Genomic DNA, 15,696 nt, shown 5'->3' with positions numbered 1-15,696 from the left:
TCTCCTTACTGCCGCATGCCAAAATATAAAAAGATTGCAACACATTTAGCTAAATTGGAAAAAGTGTGTTGCAATACTTTAAGTTGATTTGCCCCCTGTTGATTGGAGCGGAGGGCACTCGACTCCTGCGGGATATAGAGGTCACTGGAGACCCCGCAGGCGGTAACGCCGAGGAGGCTTCAGGACCTCCCCGCGGAAAGCGAGTGCCTGGAGCGGAAATCAACAGACCCATTTGCAGGGAGCTTTGATAAATTTGGTATTCGGATTCTGAGAAAATAAAAATTGCCGAGAAAAATACCCCTTTCTCGACATCTGAGAGCCTTATTAAAGGCTCTGTTACATCATTTTGTTGAAAAAATGATGTAACAGAGTGTTCAAGATCATATAAAAAGACCTACTTAGAACGAGTAGGCTCTAATAGGTCTTCTTTTTTATTATTTATTGTGGGTTTTCTTAAACCTTTTTTAGTTTAAACGAGGCAACCATTAGGAAAGATAAAATCATCATAATGAATAAAAACGTTTGGGCTGGAAAATAGGGAATAGTTAGATAGCTTAACGTCACCAGGCACCCAGCTGCTGTGATCGGCAAGCCAGTAAAATAGCCATTGCTCTCCGTTATATTAAAACGAGCTAATCGAAAAGCGCCACATCCGATATAAAAAATAGTGAAAAAAGCGCCAGGTCCGCCAAATTCGTGTAAAATACCTTCGTAGAGTAATAGTGCAGGTGCTACACCAAATGATATAATATCACTCATGGAATCCAATTGTTTTCCTAGTTCGGATTCAATATTAAATTTTCTTGCAATCATTCCGTCAAAGCGATCAGCAAGCGCTGCAACGAATATTAAAAGCAAGCTCAACCGTAAATTCCCATTAATTCCAAATACGATTGCAAAACCACCTAATGATAAATTGGTTAATGTCATTAAATTTGCTGTCTGTAATTTTAGCTTTTTCAATGTTTGGTCAAACACTTCCAATAAAAACATTTGTCCTCACTCCTTTTTAAACAACAAGCCGGAAGGGAATAGATTTCCTTAGTGTTACTTTATAGTATTTAATTCTAAGCTTTTTATGTCAGTTCGTAAAGAGTATATTTACACTTTTTGGGGGTAGTCCATTGATAAAGCCGTTATATCGCCTGCTTATTGAACTTACAAATGGAAGGTGGACATCGGGAATGCTTAAACATTTTGCCCGTTCTCCGCTTAGTCGTTTTATTGTACCATCATTTACCAAAATATATGATTTAAACCAGACAGACATGGAAAAGGAGTTACATGAGTTCCCGACACTTCATGATCTCTTTATTCGAAAGCTAAAGGTAGGGGCAAGGAGAATTGATTCAGCTCCTAATTCGGTCGTGAGTCCTGTTGATGCCGTCATTGAAGATATTGGAATAATAAAGGAATCGAGCGAAATGGAAGTGAAAGGGAAAATTTATTCGGTTGAGGAAATGTTAGGAGATCATGCGACGGTTAGAAAGTATTTGAATGGCACTTATATGATCCTATATTTGAGCCCAAGCCATTATCACCGTATTCATAGCCCAGTCACAGGCACAATTATAAAGCAATGGACGTTGGGAGCTAAGTCTTATCCAGTGAATAAGTTAGGGTTAAAATATGGGAATAAAACACTTTCTAAAAACTATCGAGTGATCACTGAAGTGAAAACGGACAGTGGCTTTATGGCGGTTGTAAAGGTTGGCGCAATGTTCGTTAATTCAATTGAAATCATCCATACTGGAGATAGATTGGAAAAGGGAAAAGAAATGGCCTATTTCAGTTTTGGATCAACTGTCATTTTACTATTTGAAAAGGGGACATTTCAGATTGATTCCGCTCTTGCTACCCCAGTAGAAATTAAAGTTGGCGAAAGAATTGGAAACTTACTTTAATTTATTTATGCCAAAAAAAAGAGCCCTTTTAGGGCGTATGGTAAATTAGGAAGATACCTTAATTAGATTCGATAAAGAACGTCTGTGGATTTCAGTCTCAATGAGGCGAACAAAATCAAGGCTTAGATTTAATTGAAGAGCTTTGTAGTACGATTCAATTAATAATTCATCTGACAGTTTACGCATGCCAGAATTCACCTCCAGTTTTTTTGAAAAAATGTTCTATCTTGAAGAAGGAATAAATATAATGGTAGGTACAATTGATGTACCCTTAATCTACCAAATTAAAGTCAGTAGAACAACCGTTCCGTTATCCACAGGTAATGGTGGATAACTTGTGACTAATTTGTTTATAAATGATAAAAGAGTAAGTGAATCAATGGGTATAATGTTAATAAAGTTATCCACAATGTAGAAAATATTAAGAGTTTGTCGAAAAATATTTTTAAAATGAGTAAATTAACTGGTATTTTTTTATTTTCCAGAAAAGATTATCGTGTTTTGTCGATTTTTGAAAAATAGTAATAATAGTTATACAATCGAGAAAAATGGGTTAAATTCATTAAAACTTTGAAAGACAAAGTAAAATTAGTTATGATGATACAAGAAAAAGTGATAGAATGAATAATTTATAAGGAATAATTAATGAGGTGTAATCTTGGTGTTAAAGCATTTTTTACCAAACGAACATGTTAAAAGTATTTTGGATATCACCCCAAACCATTTAAAAGATATGGGGATTAAAGGTATTATTACTGATTTGGATAATACGCTTGTAGAATGGGACCGTCCAAATGCAACTCCACAATTAATTAAATGGCTTGAAGATATGAAAAAAAATAATATTCTTGTAACGATCGTTTCAAATAACAGGAGCCAGACCCGAGTCAAGGTATTTTCAGATCCGGTACAAATCCCGTTTATTTATCAAGCAAAGAAACCGATGGGACGAGCTTTTCATAAAGCAATCTCACAAATGAACATAAAAAGAGAAGAAGCCGTTGTAATCGGGGACCAATTATTAACAGATATTTTGGGAGGCAACCGCAGTGGTTTCCATACTATCTTGGTTGTTCCGGTTGCTCAAACAGATGGTTTTTTCACTAAATTTAACCGGTTTGTTGAACGAAGAATATTAAATTGGTTCCGAAAAAAAGGTATGATTCAGTGGGAGGATTAAATGTTGAGTGAGCAATTAGTGTGTATGGGTTGTGGGGTAAAAATTCAAACACAAAACCCAAGTGAATTAGGATATGCCCCCGCTTCTTCAATAGAAAAGGAAATCATCATATGTCAGCGATGTTTTCGCTTAAAGCATTACAATGAAGTTCAGGATGTTGATCTAACAGATGATGATTTCTTAAAAATTTTAAATGAAATTGGTAAAAGTGATGCACTTATTGTGATGATAGTCGATATATTTGACTTTAATGGCAGTTGGATACCAGGTATGCATCGTTTTGTTGGGAATAATAAAATATTGTTAGTCGGAAATAAGGTTGATTTACTTCCGAAATCTGTTAAACATAGTAAACTAATCCATTGGATGAAGCATGAAGCAAAAGTACTTGGATTAAAACCTGAAGAAGTATTTCTTGTCAGTGCGGATAAAGGATATTTCGTTAAAGAAACAGCTGCAGCTATTGATGAAATGAGAAAAGGAAAAGATGTATATGTGGTAGGTTGTACAAATGTAGGCAAGTCGACGTTTATTAATAGGATTATTAAAGAGGTAACTGGGGAAGACGATGTTATCACCACTTCTCATTTTCCAGGAACAACTTTAGATATCATCAAGATTCCTCTTGATGATGGAAGAGCGTTGATTGATTCGCCAGGAATTATTAACCACCATCAGATGGCTCATTTTGTTGATAAACGTGATTTAAAAGTGATAACACCTAAAAAAGAAATTAAACCGAAAATTTTCCAATTAAATGAAGGGCAAACATTATTTTTTGGTGGCTTAGCTCGGTTTGATTATATTAGTGGTGGCAGAAGATCCTTTGTTTGTTATGTTTCAAACGATTTAAATATCCATCGTACTAAGATTGAAAATGCTACAGAGCTCTATGAAAAGCATGTTGGGGAAATGTTGACTCCGCCTCGCCAAGAACAGTTAGGATCTTTCCCAGAGCTTGTTAAACAAGAATTTATGATAAAAGAGGCGAAAACAGATATTGTATTTTCCGGACTTGGCTGGATTACAATAAACGAACCAGGTGCTAAAGTGGTTGCCTATGCACCAAAGGGTGTACAAACGCTGATAAGAAAATCGCTAATATAATTAAGATTACTATATAAATCGGCATAACAATTGAAGCTTGGGGTTGGGAGAGAAGGTTGTGAAAAAGCTTTTTGCGGTATTAGGTGATCCAATTGGACATTCGATGTCCCCGCTAATGCATAATGATTTATTTTCTTTTTACAAAATGGATGCTCATTACCATCCATTGCAAGTGAAAGCAGAATCTTTAGAGGATGCCGTGAGAGGCTTAAAAGCAATTGGTATAGCGGGTTTTAATGTAACAGTACCACATAAGAGCACTATTATCCCTTTATTAGATGGTATTGATGAATTAGCTGGAGAAATTGGGGCAGTAAATACTGTTGTAAATGAAAATGGTAAATTGATTGGCTACAATACCGATGGTCCAGGCTTTTTAGCAGGAGTCAAAGATTATATTCCTTCTTTAACAGGGAAAAAAGTTCTAATCATTGGAGCAGGTGGTGCAGCTCGCGCTATTTATTTTACATTAGTAAAAAATGGGCCCCAAAGAGTTGATGTATCAAACCGAACAGTTGAAAAGGCATTAAAGCTTGTAAATGAATGTACTAAATCGATATCATCTAATGCTTTAAGCCTTGACCAAGCAGGTAAACGATTAGAGGAATATGATATCATCGTGCAGACAACTATGATTGGGATGTATCCAATCATAAATGAACAACCGTTATCCCTTTCAAATTTAAATGAAAATGCTGTAGTATATGATATTATATATAATCCACTTGAAACGGAATTTTTACTAAAGGCAAAACAAAAAGGCGCAAAAATTAAAAATGGAATCGATATGTTTGTCTATCAGGGGGCACTTGCGTTTGAAAAGTGGACAGGTGTTTCCCCTGATGTTGGAAGAATGAGACAAAATGTTTTGAAACAGCTGGGAGGCACAAGATGTTAACAGGTAAACAAAAAAGATTTTTGAGATCGATGGCCCATCACTTGGATCCTATTTTTCAAGTTGGAAAGGGTGGAGTTAACGAAAATATGATTAAACAAATTGGAGAGGCATTAGAGGTTAGAGAGATCCTTAAAGTAAGCATTCTCCAAAATTGTGATGAAGATAAAACAGTTATTGCTGAACAATTGAAAACTGGTGTAGGTGCAGAACTTGTTCAAATAATCGGGCATACAATTGTGCTCTATAAGGAATCTGTAGAAAATAAACAAATTGTTCTTCCATAATACCTTAAAGACGTAAAGGAGGATAACCATGAAGAAAGTTGGAATTTTGGGTGGAACATTTGACCCTCCACATCATGGCCATCTCTTAATCGCAAATGAGGTACTTTCTTCGCTTATGCTTGATGAAATTTGGTTTATGCCAAACCAAGAGCCACCACATAAGAAAAAGTCGAAATCGATTAAAGATGAGGAACGTCTTCAAATGCTTGAACTAGCTGTGAGTAGTAATAAGCAGTTTAAAGTCGAACCAATTGAACTTGAACGAACAGGTCCATCTTTTACAGTCGAAACTATGAGAATTTTGAAATCAAAATATCATGAATATCAGTTTTACTTTATTATTGGTGCGGATATGATTGAATACTTGCCAAAGTGGTATAAAATAGATGAATTAATTGGGCTAGTTCAGTTTGTTGGTGTTGATAGACCATCATATAGCCATATAACGAATTATCCTATCCTTTTTGTTGATGTACCCACGATGGAGGTTTCCTCAAGTATGATTCGAGAACGATTAAAAAATGGAAAAACGGTTCGTTATTTGCTCCCAGAATTGATTATTAATTATATAAAGGAGAGCCGCCTATATGGATCGTGATGTAGCCTTAAAACTTGTAAAAAAACAACTAACGGAACATCGCTATCTTCATACATTAGGTGTAATGGAAACGGCTATATCCCTTGCTAATCTTTATGGTGTAGACGAAAAAAAGGCTGAGCTTGCAGCTATTTTCCATGATTACGCAAAGTTCCGCCCAAAGGAAGAGATGCGCGGGATAATTATAGCGCAAGGAATGCCTGCTGATTTACTTATGTATAATAGCGAATTATGGCATGCTCCTGTTGGGGCTTTTCTGGTGGAAAAAGAAGCTGGAATTACGGATATAGAAATTTTAAACGCGATTCGGTTTCATACTTCTGGACGGCTTGGAATGTCAAAGCTTGAAAAGGTCATCTATCTTGCTGATTATATCGAACCAGGCCGTCATTTTCCTGGGGTAGATGAAGTAAGAGAACTTGCAAAAAATGATTTAGAAAAAGCTTTAATAAAAGCGATTCAAAATACCATTATGTTTCTAATGAAAAAGGATCAGCCTATCTATCCGGCTACTTTTCATACTTATAATGATCTCGTAAAAAAAGAGGAGAATTGATTAATGAATAATGAAGAGTTATTGAAAATAGCTGTAAAAGCTGCTGATGATAAACGTGCCGAGGATATAATTGCTTTAAACATGAAGGGAATATCGGCAATTGCCGATTACTTTATTATTTGTCACGGAAACTCTGATAAACAAGTACAGGCAATTGCTAAAGAAATGAAAGATAAAGCACAGGAAAATGAAGTTGATGTAAAAAGAATTGAAGGCTTTGACGAGGCGAAATGGGTGTTAATTGATATGGGGGATGTGGTTGCACATGTTTTCCATCGCGACGAAAGGACTTATTACAACCTCGAACGTTTATGGGGAGATGCTCCTTTAGAAGACCTTCGTAGTGTTTTAAATCCATGAGTTACGAAAGATTTGCCTATCTATACGATGAATTAATGCGAGATGCTCCATATGAGCAGTGGGTTAGCTTTGTAAAAGAAAAACTGAAAAAGTATGAAATTGAAGGTAGCTCCCTACTTGATTTGGCTTGTGGAACTGGGGAACTTTCTGTTCGGTTTGCAATCGAAGGCTTTCAAGTAACGGGTGTTGATCTTTCTTCTGATATGCTTACAGTTGCCCAGACGAAAGCCTTGAATCATGGACTAAAGGTTCCTTTTTATCTTCAAAATATGGCTGAATTAGAAGGGCTTGGGCAATTTGATGTAATTGGAATTTTTTGTGATTCCCTAAATTATCTTTCATCAGAGGAAACAGTCATTCAGACGTTTTCCAAGACCTTTCAGCATTTGAAAAAAGATGCTATTTTCATTTTTGATGTGCACTCGGTTTATAAAATAAATCAAATTTTTATGGATCAAACTTTTACGATGAATGAAGATCATTTGGCTTATATTTGGAATAGCTTTCCAGGTGAATTTCCAAACAGTGTTGAACATGAGCTTAGCTTTTTTGTATTGGATGAGCAAAGTGGAAAATATGATCGTTTCGATGAACTTCACCAACAACGAACATTTTCTATCGAACAGTATTCTAACTGGCTAGTAGAAGCGGGTTTCGAGATTCTGGAGATCAATGCTGATTTTGAAACGAAAGCGCCTAATCCAGAGTCAGAGCGGATTTTTTTTATCGCTAGAAAATAAAGAAACCTTGAACAGATGGCTTCAAAGTTCAACGTTATAAATGCTGATATGACTAAAAAACCATCTTATAAAAAGATGGTTTTTTAGTATGGAAAAAAAGAAGGAATTTACCTAATTGGAAGCGAACTTATTGCTTAGTGAACTGGATATGTACTTTTTCCAGATCTTCTTTAAATTTGTTCTGGGTTGCTTTAAATAAATCTGTGAAAACTTCTCCAAGTTCGCTCTCTAACACTTCTATTCCCTCGCCCGTAATACCACCTTTTACACAAACCTTTTGCTGAAGTGCTGGCAATGTGTAATGACCTTGTTTGATTAATTCTCCTAATCCAATAATCATCTCACTTGCTAATTTTGTTGCCACCACTTTCTCTATTCCTGTTTCCTTTACAGCTGCATTAATAAATTCTTGAAGTAGGTAGGTGAAAAATGCAGGCCCACAACTCACAATATCTGACGAAACCCTAGTTATTTTTTCTTCTATTTGAACCGGAACGGATATTTTTGAAAATAGCTGTTCCACCTCTGTTTTCCAGAAATTATCACAATTTTCCCCGAATGTAAGTAGTGAAACGCCAGCTAAAGCCCGATTTGTAATACTTGGAATCACCCTAACAACAGAACAAGGAACCACTTTTTCTATTTGGTCAGTACTAATAGGGCTTGTAATAGAAATAAGGCATTTCTCCGTATTTAAATAAGGGATTATCTTATTTAAAATGGGCAATACATCTAGAGGTTTTACACACATAAATAGTAAATCTGATTGTGAAGCGACCTCTTGTGGATCATCCCCAACCTGTAAATCTTCATATTTATCTTTAAGCTGTAACGCTTTTGATTTTGTCCTATTTGTAATCATCATTGAAGAAGGGGAGATAGCTTTTCCCTCAATGAAAGCCTCCACCAAAATTCTTCCCATATTCCCCGTTCCTATGATACCAATTTTCATAGTTCCGCCTTCCCTCACTAGAAAGTTTCTTTACTAACAATATGAACACCACAAGTGAATTATACCTTAAGAAAGGATGATTAACGTTGGAGGATTTGTTTGTAAAATACAAAGTTTATATGGTGGTCACGGTTATTATTTTAGTAGGTTTGGGTTATTACTTCCTAAACAATCAGTCGAATCATTCTTCGAATCAAACGATCAAAAAATTAGAAAAAAATGTTCAATCAAATGTAGACCAAACTAAAAAGATCGAGTCCCAACCTAAATCACAACCAATACCAGTAGTAACAATAATGGTCGATATTAAGGGTCAAATAAAGAAACCTGGAGTGTACCAATCAAACCAAGGGGAACGTGTGATTGATGTTATTAATCGAGCAGGTGGGTTAACTGATAAGGCGGATGAAAGTCAAATTAATTTTGCAGCACATGTTCAAGATGAAATGGTTATTACTATTCCTTTGAAAGGTCAAATAAATAACAATCCACCTGTGCTTACGGGTTCCCCAGTTCAAACTGCATCTGCAAGTAGTAGTGGCTCTACTACGAATAAAATTAATTTAAATAGGGCCGATGAAAGCGAGCTACAAAACCTTCCAGGTATAGGTCCTTCTAAGGCAACTGCGATTATTTCGTATCGGAATGAAAACGGGCCCTTCCAATCAATTGATGATTTGAAAAAAATCAGCGGTATTGGCGACAAAATATTTGAAAAACTAAAGGATTCAATTATTGTTCAATAATAAGTTTTAATTGACCGTGTTTGGCTTTGGAAAGTACACTTATAGAAGGACAATATCTTTAAGAATGACTTTGTTAAATTATACTATTTGGCTCATGTATGCAGTGTAAAGTGTACCGAAAATCAACAGAATTGTTTAACTTTGTCTAAAATATAAGGAGTGTTGAGTGTGAATCGGATTTCTTGGGATCAATATTTTATGGCTCAAAGCCATTTGCTTGCTTTAAGAAGTACATGCACGAGGCTTTCCGTTGGTGCAACGATTGTTAGGGATAAAAGAATTATTGCAGGGGGGTATAATGGATCCATTGCGGGTAGTGACCATTGTATCGATAAGGGCTGTTATGTGATCGATCATCATTGTGTCCGAACTATCCATGCCGAAATGAATGCACTCTTGCAGTGTTCGAAATTTGGCGTTCCATCAGCAGAAGCAGAAATCTATGTTACGCATTTTCCTTGTCTTCAATGCTGTAAGGCAATTATTCAAGCTGGGATTAAAAGTGTTTATTATGCAGAGGATTATAAAAATCATCCTTATGCGATTGAGCTTTTTGAGCAAGCAAACGTTAAAGTAGAACAAGTAAGATTAGAAGAACAGGTAATTGATTTCCGTAAAATTAGTCAGCAATAGTAAAGAATTAGCTACTCTTCTAAACAAACGCCGGATTATTTTTGCGTTTGTTTAGAAGTATGGCAAGCTTACCCTTAAGGGGGAATTTTATGAATGGAAAAATTGTTTATTTTTCTTTGGCTTCTTTAATGGGAGTTCTTTGTTCGATTCAATCATTTCTTTTATTTGGATTTTTAACACTTATTTATCTTTTAATTTTACGTAAAGTAAAACGATTTTCACCCTCAAAGATCGTTTTCCTCATTGTGGTATTCCTCCTTTTCAATGTTTCCACACAATTCAAAATGAACACAAACAAAACAAAAATCCAAGAAACAGAAACGAATTTTTTTCTCAGTTACAATTATGAGACAAAGATTGATGGGGATCTGCTTCAATTTATTGGGTATGATATTCGGTTTAACGAAAAAATTATTGTTCGATATCAAATTCATTCTGAAACAGAAAAAACAGGGTTTGAAAATAAGAATTTTTTTGGGCATCTATGTAAATTGGAAGGGCCGTTAAAAAAACCTCAAATAGCAAAAAATGAGAACGCCTTTAACTACCGGGAATACTTAAATAGGAATGGAGTATTTTGGATAGTAGAAAGTAAGGGAAATCCCTTTACTACTTGCATCAAAGAAAAGGAGAATTTTATCCTCTTTCTGAAGCAGATTCGTTTCCAAGGAATCAAGTATCTTCATCGTAACTTCCCCCCTGAAGTCGCTGCATTATCATCCGCATTACTATTTGGTGATCGAAGCTTGATGGATCCTGAGGTGCTTTCAGATTATCAAAGGGTAGGCATTATTCATTTGCTTGCTATTTCTGGCCTTCATGTTTCCCTCTTAATTGGAATGTTGTATTATATGGGGCTCCGAGTGGGGGCAACAAGGGAATTTATGATAAATTTCATTTTAATGATTCTTCCGGTCTATGCTATTTTGACAGGTGGATCTCCATCTGTAATACGTGCTGTCTTAATGATCTTTCTCGTCATGGCAACGATGAAGTGGAAAATTGTTTTAAAACTAAATCCTCTTGACGCCATCAGCTTAGCATTTTCAATTTTTCTGTTTTTTGATCCTCTTGTTTTATTTGATGTGGGCTTTCAGCTTTCTTTTTCGGTAAGTTTTGCCATTATTTTATCTGCCCCATCAATCCTTCAAAGGTATCAAAACAGCCTTTCAAAAATGATCGTTATCTCAGTAATTTCACAAATTTCTGCACTTCCTTTTTTACTCTTTCATTTTTATGGAGCTTCAATGATCAGCATCGTTGCTAATTTGATTTATATTCCGCTTTTTTCCTTTATACTATTACCTGGTTTATACCTCCTTTTTCTGTTTCAATTATTGTTTGGAACACTTCCTATTTGGATTATGAATTTTTTTGTAAAAGTGATTCAATCTTCTTCCCTCCTTGTTAATAACATTTCTCATTTTTCATTTGCTGAAATTGTTCCTGGCAAACCAAGTTGGTTTTTCCTTATATTATATGCAGTTGTTATCATTGCTATCTTTTTTATATGGGAAACAGAGCATTTTACAGCAAAGCAAGTCCTCCTGTTGTGTTTAGGCAGCTTCCTTTTTACATTCCAACAAGGATGGAATAGGATTGACCCTGTCGGCGAAGTAACCATGATTGATGTGGGGCAAGGGGATAGCATACTTATACATCTCCCCTATGGAAAAGGGAATTATTTAATCGATACGGGGGGTAGCTTGCAATTTAGTGAGTCACAATGGCGGATGAAGGCAAGGCCGTTTGAAGTAGGTAAAGATGTTGTTGTCCCCTATTTGAAAGGAAAAGGGATAACGAAGATTGATAAATTAATTCTTACTCATGGCGATATGGATCACATTGGTGGGGCATTCTCACTTATAAAGGAGCTTAAGGTTAAGCAAATAGTAATGCCATCAATCGCTGATCCATCGGAAACTGAAATGGCAATCGAAAAGGAAGCAAAGATGAAAAAGATTCAAATTGTAAAAGTGAGTGATGGGTACTATTGGGAAAATAGTAATAGCTTCTTTCAAATTCTTTCCCCAGAGAAAAATTTTGTTGGTGTAAGAAATAGGGGATCTATTGGTCTTTTCGCAGGCATAGGAGGACTTACCTGGTTTTTTGGGGGCGACTTGGATCAAGTGGGTGAGGAAGAGATTATCAAAAAATATCCAAAATTGTCTTTTGATGTATTAAAGGTGGGGCATCATGGCAGTAAAACATCCAGTTCACAGGCGTTTCTAAACCAGTGCAAACCAAAAATTTCACTTCTTTCCGTTGGTGAAAAAAACCGCTATGGACATCCTAATCAAGAAGTATTACAAGGGTTGAAGCAGATTCACTCCACTATTTATCGTACTGACAATAAGGGGGCAATAACCTATAAATTTTACCAAGGAGAAGGAACCTTTTCAACCTTCCTGCCATAACATAAAGCAAGAACAGAAGAATACATCAATCAAAAGCAAAAAGACTGCACAGGGCAGTCTCCAAAAAGCAAGTATATAGCTTTTCTACTAGGATCCAATTATCCAATTAGCTTAATGACTGTAGCAATAATAAACATGACGGCAAAAAAGCCAAATGACATGAAAAAGCCCATTCCAGAATCTAGTGCATCATTACGTTTACTTTGGACATTTTGTTCAAATTCATTCACAGTCTACCCCTCCTAATCCATTTCAGTATAAGGTATTTGTCCGAAAAAATCTACCATTCCTTTGATTTCTTCCTATTATGACAAGAGTTAACACAAATAGTTTATCCCCTGAAAGCCAAACTATAGTTATTACGTTATTCCGTTGATATATATAGGATCCTGGGCCTATATTATTAACGTTCACTATAGATACGAAATTGACGCTTTGAAATAAAGCGTCAATTTCTATTGGGTCTTGTCAAAATCTCCAAGCTTCATTACGATAGTTATATGCGAGTGAAATTAAAGGGAGCGTTGGACAAATGGACATGGAGATATGGAAACAAATCAAACAAAAAAAAATTGCTCCTATATACTTATTATTTGGAACAGAATCCTTTCTTATCAACGAAACAAAGCAGTTGCTTCTTTCTCATATTTTAAATGATGAAGAAATGGATTTTAATTTTGCTACATATGACTTAGAAGAGACGCCTATTGAGGTGGCCTTAGAGGATGCAGAAACTTTTCCGTTTATGGGTGAAAAAAAAGTGATTTTTTTACATAATCCTCCGTTTTTGACAGCGGAAAAAACAAAAGAAAAAGTTGAACATAATTTAGCGAGATTGGAATCTTATTTAAATGAACCTGCTCCTTATTCAGTCATAGTTTTTTCTGCCCCATATGAAAAACTAGATGAACGAAAAAAAATCACGAAGGAGTTAAAACGTAAGGCGGTTACGATTGAGGCAAAAAAGCTTACCGAACAAGAATTAAAGGGATGGGTAAAAGAAAGAGCAAAATTGAATGGGCTTGAAATGGATGCTGCTGCTGTTGAGCGAATGCTTATTTTGGCAGGAACAAATATGTTCCTGTTAACGAGTGAAGTTGATAAATTAGCTCTTTATGCAAAGGGTGAGGGGAAAATTGATGTGGCATTGGTTGAAAAATTAGTATCAAAGTCACTTGAACAAAATATTTTTACCCTAATAGAAAAGGTTGTTCAAAGAAAATTGGATGAAGCTCTTAGAATTTATTATGATCTTTTAAAGCAAAATGAAGAACCAATCAAGATATTGGCTTTACTTGCAGGGCAATTCCGGTTAATTTATCAGGTAAAAGAACTTGCAAGAAGAGGATATGGTCAGCAGCAAATCGCATCATACTTAAAAGTCCATCCATTTCGGGTAAAATTGGCAGCTGGACAAACAAGTAAATTTACAGATGAAGAATTAACAGATCTAATGAATATGTTAGCCGATGCAGATTATCAGATGAAAACTGGAGGTATGGATAAGTCTTTGCTCATCGAAATGATATTGTTCCGCTTAAAACGATAAGATGGGATAAAAAACACGCCTTTTAGGCATAAAAACAAAAAGATATAAAAAAAACGATTCCAAAGGAATCGTTTTTTTATTATAGTGCGTTTGCTTTTTTAGTTAGGCGAGATTTCTTACGAGCAGCAGCATTTTTATGGATAAGACCTTTTGATGCAGCTTTGTCTAATTTACTAGCAGCAGATGCTAAAACTTCTTTTGCAGCTGCACTGTCATTAGTTGTAATCGCAGCTTCTACTTTTCTTACAGCAGTACGCATTGCAGATTTCACAGTTGTATTTTGAGAATTATGTGATTCGCTTGTTTTTACGCGTTTAATAGCAGATTTAATGTTGGGCATTCCGTTCACCTCCTAAAAAGAATCGAGACTATATGAACTCGGGCAAAACATTCATAAACAAATTTCAGAACAAATGATATTTTATCAAATGAAGGGCCAGAATGCAATACTTGTTTACTTTTATGGTTGATAGCCAATCCGAATTTTTTTATCGAAAAGGGGGAAAAATAGGAAATAGTTTCTAGCTAAGAATGGAGTGTCGCGAACATGAAGGATACAGTGGATTTAAGTAAGTACTCTATTAGAACGGATTTAGCTATTGAAGCAAGAGAGATGGTTTTAGCTGAGCGAGAGGGTACTGTTGAGCATGGAGAAAACCTTTCCCAAATTGAAGGGGTCATTATTAAGGAAAAAGAGGTTGACGATATTAAAATTTCCTTAGTAGAAATTACAGGTGAAGGTGAAAAACAATTAGGGAAAAAGCCAGGGCGTTATTTAACAATGGAGGTTCAGGGAATCAGACAGCAAGATTCAAAGCTTCAACAAAAGGTTGAAGAGGTATTTGCCATTGAGTTTTCTCACTTCTTAGAAGGGACTGGGATAAAGAAGAGCGATTCTTGTCTTGTTGTGGGGCTTGGGAATTGGAATGTGACCCCAGATGCTCTCGGTCCAATGGTCTGTGAAAACTTGCTGATTACACGTCATTTGTTTGAGTTACAGCCGGAAAATGTTGAGGAAGGTTACCGGTCTGTTAGTGCTCTTGCCCCTGGGGTTATGGGATTAACAGGAATCGAGACAAGTGACATTATTTTTGGAATCGTTGAAAAAACAAAGCCGGATTTTGTTCTTGCTATTGATGCTTTGGCTTCAAGGTCAATAGAAAGGGTTAATTCAACTATCCAAATTTCTGATACTGGTATTCATCCAGGTTCAGGCGTTGGTAATAAAAGAAAAGAATTAAGCAAGGAAACACTTGGAATCCCCGTTATTGCAATTGGTGTTCCAACTGTAGTAGATGCTGTCTCAATAACAAGTGATTCAATCGACTTAATATTAAAACACTTTGGTAAAGAACTAAAGGAAGGAAATCGACCTTCACGAGCATTGGCCCCAGCTGGAATGTCATTTGGTGAACGGAAGAAATTAACAGATGAAGATATGCCTGAAGAAAAGCATAGAAAAACATTTCTTGGCATGATTGGAACACTGCCAGATGACGAAAAAAGAAAATTAATTTATGAAGTCCTTTCCCCATTAGGTCATAACCTGATGGTAACTCCAAAAGAAGTCGATGTGTTTATTGAAGACATGGCTAATTTAATTGCAAACGGTTTGAATGCATCCCTTCATAGTGCGGTTGACCAAGGAAATACTGGTTATTATACAAGATAACTAACAGTTATGGTGAGCGGAGTAGATAATCACCGAAATCATAGTGAAATGTATAGTGTTATTTACTATATATTGAATTGGCTGATTCACTTTGCTTCGC

Annotated in this window: 18 protein-coding genes and 1 pseudogene; 14 read left to right on the top strand and 5 right to left on the bottom strand. The window is 35.8% G+C overall.

The annotated features are described in order from the left end of the window. Positions 1 to 453 precede the first annotated feature (453 nt). Positions 454 to 993 (bottom strand): CDP-diacylglycerol--serine O-phosphatidyltransferase, encoded by a 540-nt coding sequence (gene pssA, locus RCG20_RS05635; protein WP_308183262.1) that lies wholly within the window; start codon positions 991 to 993, stop codon positions 454 to 456. Between the two features lie 131 nt (positions 994 to 1,124). On the opposite strand from pssA, the gene RCG20_RS05630 reads away from it, so the two are divergent. Next, positions 1,125 to 1,904 (top strand): phosphatidylserine decarboxylase, encoded by a 780-nt coding sequence (locus tag RCG20_RS05630; protein ID WP_308183261.1) that lies wholly within the window; start codon positions 1,125 to 1,127, stop codon positions 1,902 to 1,904. A gap of 45 nt (positions 1,905 to 1,949) precedes the next feature. Here RCG20_RS05630 and RCG20_RS05625 read toward each other — a convergent pair whose 3' ends face one another. Beyond that, the gene (locus tag RCG20_RS05625) at positions 1,950 to 2,090 is read right to left on the bottom strand and encodes a sporulation histidine kinase inhibitor Sda (protein WP_308183260.1); all 141 of its coding nucleotides are present in this window, start codon (positions 2,088 to 2,090) and stop codon (positions 1,950 to 1,952) included. A gap of 475 nt (positions 2,091 to 2,565) precedes the next feature. Here RCG20_RS05625 and RCG20_RS05620 point away from each other — a divergent pair, with 475 nt between their 5' ends. The 8 genes from RCG20_RS05620 to RCG20_RS05585 are packed head-to-tail and all read left to right on the top strand — an operon-like array spanning position 2,566 to position 7,627. Then, positions 2,566 to 3,084 (top strand): YqeG family HAD IIIA-type phosphatase, encoded by a 519-nt coding sequence (locus RCG20_RS05620; protein ID WP_308183259.1) that lies wholly within the window; start codon positions 2,566 to 2,568, stop codon positions 3,082 to 3,084. Beyond that, on the top strand, positions 3,085 to 4,191 hold the full coding sequence (yqeH, locus tag RCG20_RS05615; RefSeq protein ID WP_308183258.1) for a ribosome biogenesis GTPase YqeH: 1,107 nt from the start codon (positions 3,085 to 3,087) through the stop codon (positions 4,189 to 4,191). 58 nt (positions 4,192 to 4,249) lie between these two features. Further along, the gene (gene aroE, locus RCG20_RS05610; protein WP_308183257.1) at positions 4,250 to 5,089 is read left to right on the top strand and encodes a shikimate dehydrogenase; all 840 of its coding nucleotides are present in this window, start codon (positions 4,250 to 4,252) and stop codon (positions 5,087 to 5,089) included. Then, positions 5,083 to 5,373 carry a ribosome assembly RNA-binding protein YhbY gene (yhbY, locus tag RCG20_RS05605; RefSeq protein WP_308183256.1) on the top strand — a complete coding sequence of 97 codons (291 nt, stop codon included), beginning with the start codon at positions 5,083 to 5,085 and terminating at the stop codon, positions 5,371 to 5,373. The genes aroE and yhbY overlap by 7 nt, the downstream gene beginning before the upstream one ends. Before the next feature lie 28 nt (positions 5,374 to 5,401). Then, positions 5,402 to 5,971: a nicotinate-nucleotide adenylyltransferase gene (locus RCG20_RS05600; protein ID WP_308183255.1), complete on the top strand. Its 570-nt coding sequence runs from the start codon at positions 5,402 to 5,404 to the stop codon at positions 5,969 to 5,971. Further along, positions 5,961 to 6,527, top strand: coding sequence for a bis(5'-nucleosyl)-tetraphosphatase (symmetrical) YqeK (yqeK, locus tag RCG20_RS05595; protein ID WP_308183254.1), 567 nt, complete (start codon positions 5,961 to 5,963; stop codon positions 6,525 to 6,527). The genes RCG20_RS05600 and yqeK overlap by 11 nt, the downstream gene beginning before the upstream one ends. Before the next feature lie 3 nt (positions 6,528 to 6,530). Beyond that, complete coding sequence (gene rsfS / locus RCG20_RS05590; RefSeq protein ID WP_308183253.1) at positions 6,531 to 6,887, top strand: ribosome silencing factor; 357 nt, start codon at positions 6,531 to 6,533, stop codon at positions 6,885 to 6,887. Further along, positions 6,884 to 7,627 carry a class I SAM-dependent DNA methyltransferase gene (locus RCG20_RS05585; RefSeq protein ID WP_308183252.1) on the top strand — a complete coding sequence of 248 codons (744 nt, stop codon included), beginning with the start codon at positions 6,884 to 6,886 and terminating at the stop codon, positions 7,625 to 7,627. Before rsfS ends, RCG20_RS05585 begins: the two co-directional genes overlap by 4 nt. Before the next feature lie 127 nt (positions 7,628 to 7,754). Here the strand turns inward: RCG20_RS05585 and comER are convergent, their stop codons facing one another. Then, the gene (gene comER, locus RCG20_RS05580; protein WP_308183251.1) at positions 7,755 to 8,579 is read right to left on the bottom strand and encodes a late competence protein ComER; all 825 of its coding nucleotides are present in this window, start codon (positions 8,577 to 8,579) and stop codon (positions 7,755 to 7,757) included. An 86-nt stretch (positions 8,580 to 8,665) separates the two neighbouring features. Between comER and RCG20_RS05575 the strand changes: the two genes are divergently transcribed. The 3 genes and pseudogenes from RCG20_RS05575 (at position 8,666) to RCG20_RS05565 (ending at position 12,375) form a co-directional block, all read left to right on the top strand. Further along, positions 8,666 to 9,325, top strand: coding sequence for a helix-hairpin-helix domain-containing protein (locus RCG20_RS05575; protein ID WP_308183250.1), 660 nt, complete (start codon positions 8,666 to 8,668; stop codon positions 9,323 to 9,325). 168 nt (positions 9,326 to 9,493) lie between these two features. Beyond that, a pseudogene (locus RCG20_RS05570) lies at positions 9,494 to 9,940 on the top strand (ComE operon protein 2); the annotation flags it as partial. Between the two features lie 107 nt (positions 9,941 to 10,047). Continuing rightward, a complete protein-coding gene (locus RCG20_RS05565; RefSeq protein WP_308183248.1) occupies positions 10,048 to 12,375 on the top strand; it encodes a DNA internalization-related competence protein ComEC/Rec2 in 2,328 nt (775 codons plus the stop codon). A gap of 98 nt (positions 12,376 to 12,473) precedes the next feature. Here RCG20_RS05565 and RCG20_RS05560 read toward each other — a convergent pair whose 3' ends face one another. Further along, positions 12,474 to 12,605 carry a YqzM family protein gene (locus RCG20_RS05560; protein WP_308183247.1) on the bottom strand — a complete coding sequence of 44 codons (132 nt, stop codon included), beginning with the start codon at positions 12,603 to 12,605 and terminating at the stop codon, positions 12,474 to 12,476. Between the two features lie 302 nt (positions 12,606 to 12,907). Between RCG20_RS05560 and holA the strand changes: the two genes are divergently transcribed. Continuing rightward, on the top strand, positions 12,908 to 13,924 hold the full coding sequence (gene holA, locus RCG20_RS05555) for a DNA polymerase III subunit delta (protein WP_308183246.1): 1,017 nt from the start codon (positions 12,908 to 12,910) through the stop codon (positions 13,922 to 13,924). A gap of 79 nt (positions 13,925 to 14,003) precedes the next feature. On the opposite strand, the gene rpsT is transcribed toward holA, so the two are convergent. After that, a complete protein-coding gene (gene rpsT / locus RCG20_RS05550) occupies positions 14,004 to 14,264 on the bottom strand; it encodes a 30S ribosomal protein S20 (RefSeq protein WP_308183245.1) in 261 nt (86 codons plus the stop codon). 207 nt (positions 14,265 to 14,471) lie between these two features. Here rpsT and gpr point away from each other — a divergent pair, with 207 nt between their 5' ends. After that, positions 14,472 to 15,596 carry a GPR endopeptidase gene (gene gpr, locus RCG20_RS05545; RefSeq protein WP_308183244.1) on the top strand — a complete coding sequence of 375 codons (1,125 nt, stop codon included), beginning with the start codon at positions 14,472 to 14,474 and terminating at the stop codon, positions 15,594 to 15,596. Positions 15,597 to 15,696: the final 100 nt, after the last annotated feature.

The sequence above is a fragment of the Neobacillus sp. PS3-40 genome (assembly GCF_030915485.1).
Taxonomy (GTDB): domain Bacteria; phylum Bacillota; class Bacilli; order Bacillales; family Cytobacillaceae; genus JAUZPL01.
The sequence above is the reverse complement of the archived record's forward strand: the minus strand, read 5'-3'. Positions and strand labels throughout refer to the sequence as shown.

Excerpts from the sequence above, each read along its gene's own strand:
- pssA (WP_308183262.1), bottom strand. The coding sequence starts at position 993 with ATGTTTTTATTGGAAGTGTTTGACCAAACATTGAAAAAGCTAAAATTA.
- RCG20_RS05625 (WP_308183260.1), bottom strand. The coding sequence starts at position 2,090 with ATGCGTAAACTGTCAGATGAATTATTAATTGAATCGTACTACAAAGCT.
- yqeH (WP_308183258.1), top strand. The coding sequence starts at position 3,085 with ATGTTGAGTGAGCAATTAGTGTGTATGGGTTGTGGGGTAAAAATTCAA.
- yhbY (WP_308183256.1), top strand. The coding sequence starts at position 5,083 with ATGTTAACAGGTAAACAAAAAAGATTTTTGAGATCGATGGCCCATCAC.
- RCG20_RS05600 (WP_308183255.1), top strand. The coding sequence starts at position 5,402 with ATGAAGAAAGTTGGAATTTTGGGTGGAACATTTGACCCTCCACATCAT.
- yqeK (WP_308183254.1), top strand. The coding sequence starts at position 5,961 with ATGGATCGTGATGTAGCCTTAAAACTTGTAAAAAAACAACTAACGGAA.
- rsfS (WP_308183253.1), top strand. The coding sequence starts at position 6,531 with ATGAATAATGAAGAGTTATTGAAAATAGCTGTAAAAGCTGCTGATGAT.
- RCG20_RS05585 (WP_308183252.1), top strand. The coding sequence starts at position 6,884 with ATGAGTTACGAAAGATTTGCCTATCTATACGATGAATTAATGCGAGAT.
- comER (WP_308183251.1), bottom strand. The coding sequence starts at position 8,579 with ATGAAAATTGGTATCATAGGAACGGGGAATATGGGAAGAATTTTGGTG.
- RCG20_RS05565 (WP_308183248.1), top strand. The coding sequence starts at position 10,048 with ATGAATGGAAAAATTGTTTATTTTTCTTTGGCTTCTTTAATGGGAGTT.
- holA (WP_308183246.1), top strand. The coding sequence starts at position 12,908 with ATGGACATGGAGATATGGAAACAAATCAAACAAAAAAAAATTGCTCCT.
- rpsT (WP_308183245.1), bottom strand. The coding sequence starts at position 14,264 with ATGCCCAACATTAAATCTGCTATTAAACGCGTAAAAACAAGCGAATCA.
- gpr (WP_308183244.1), top strand. The coding sequence starts at position 14,472 with ATGAAGGATACAGTGGATTTAAGTAAGTACTCTATTAGAACGGATTTA.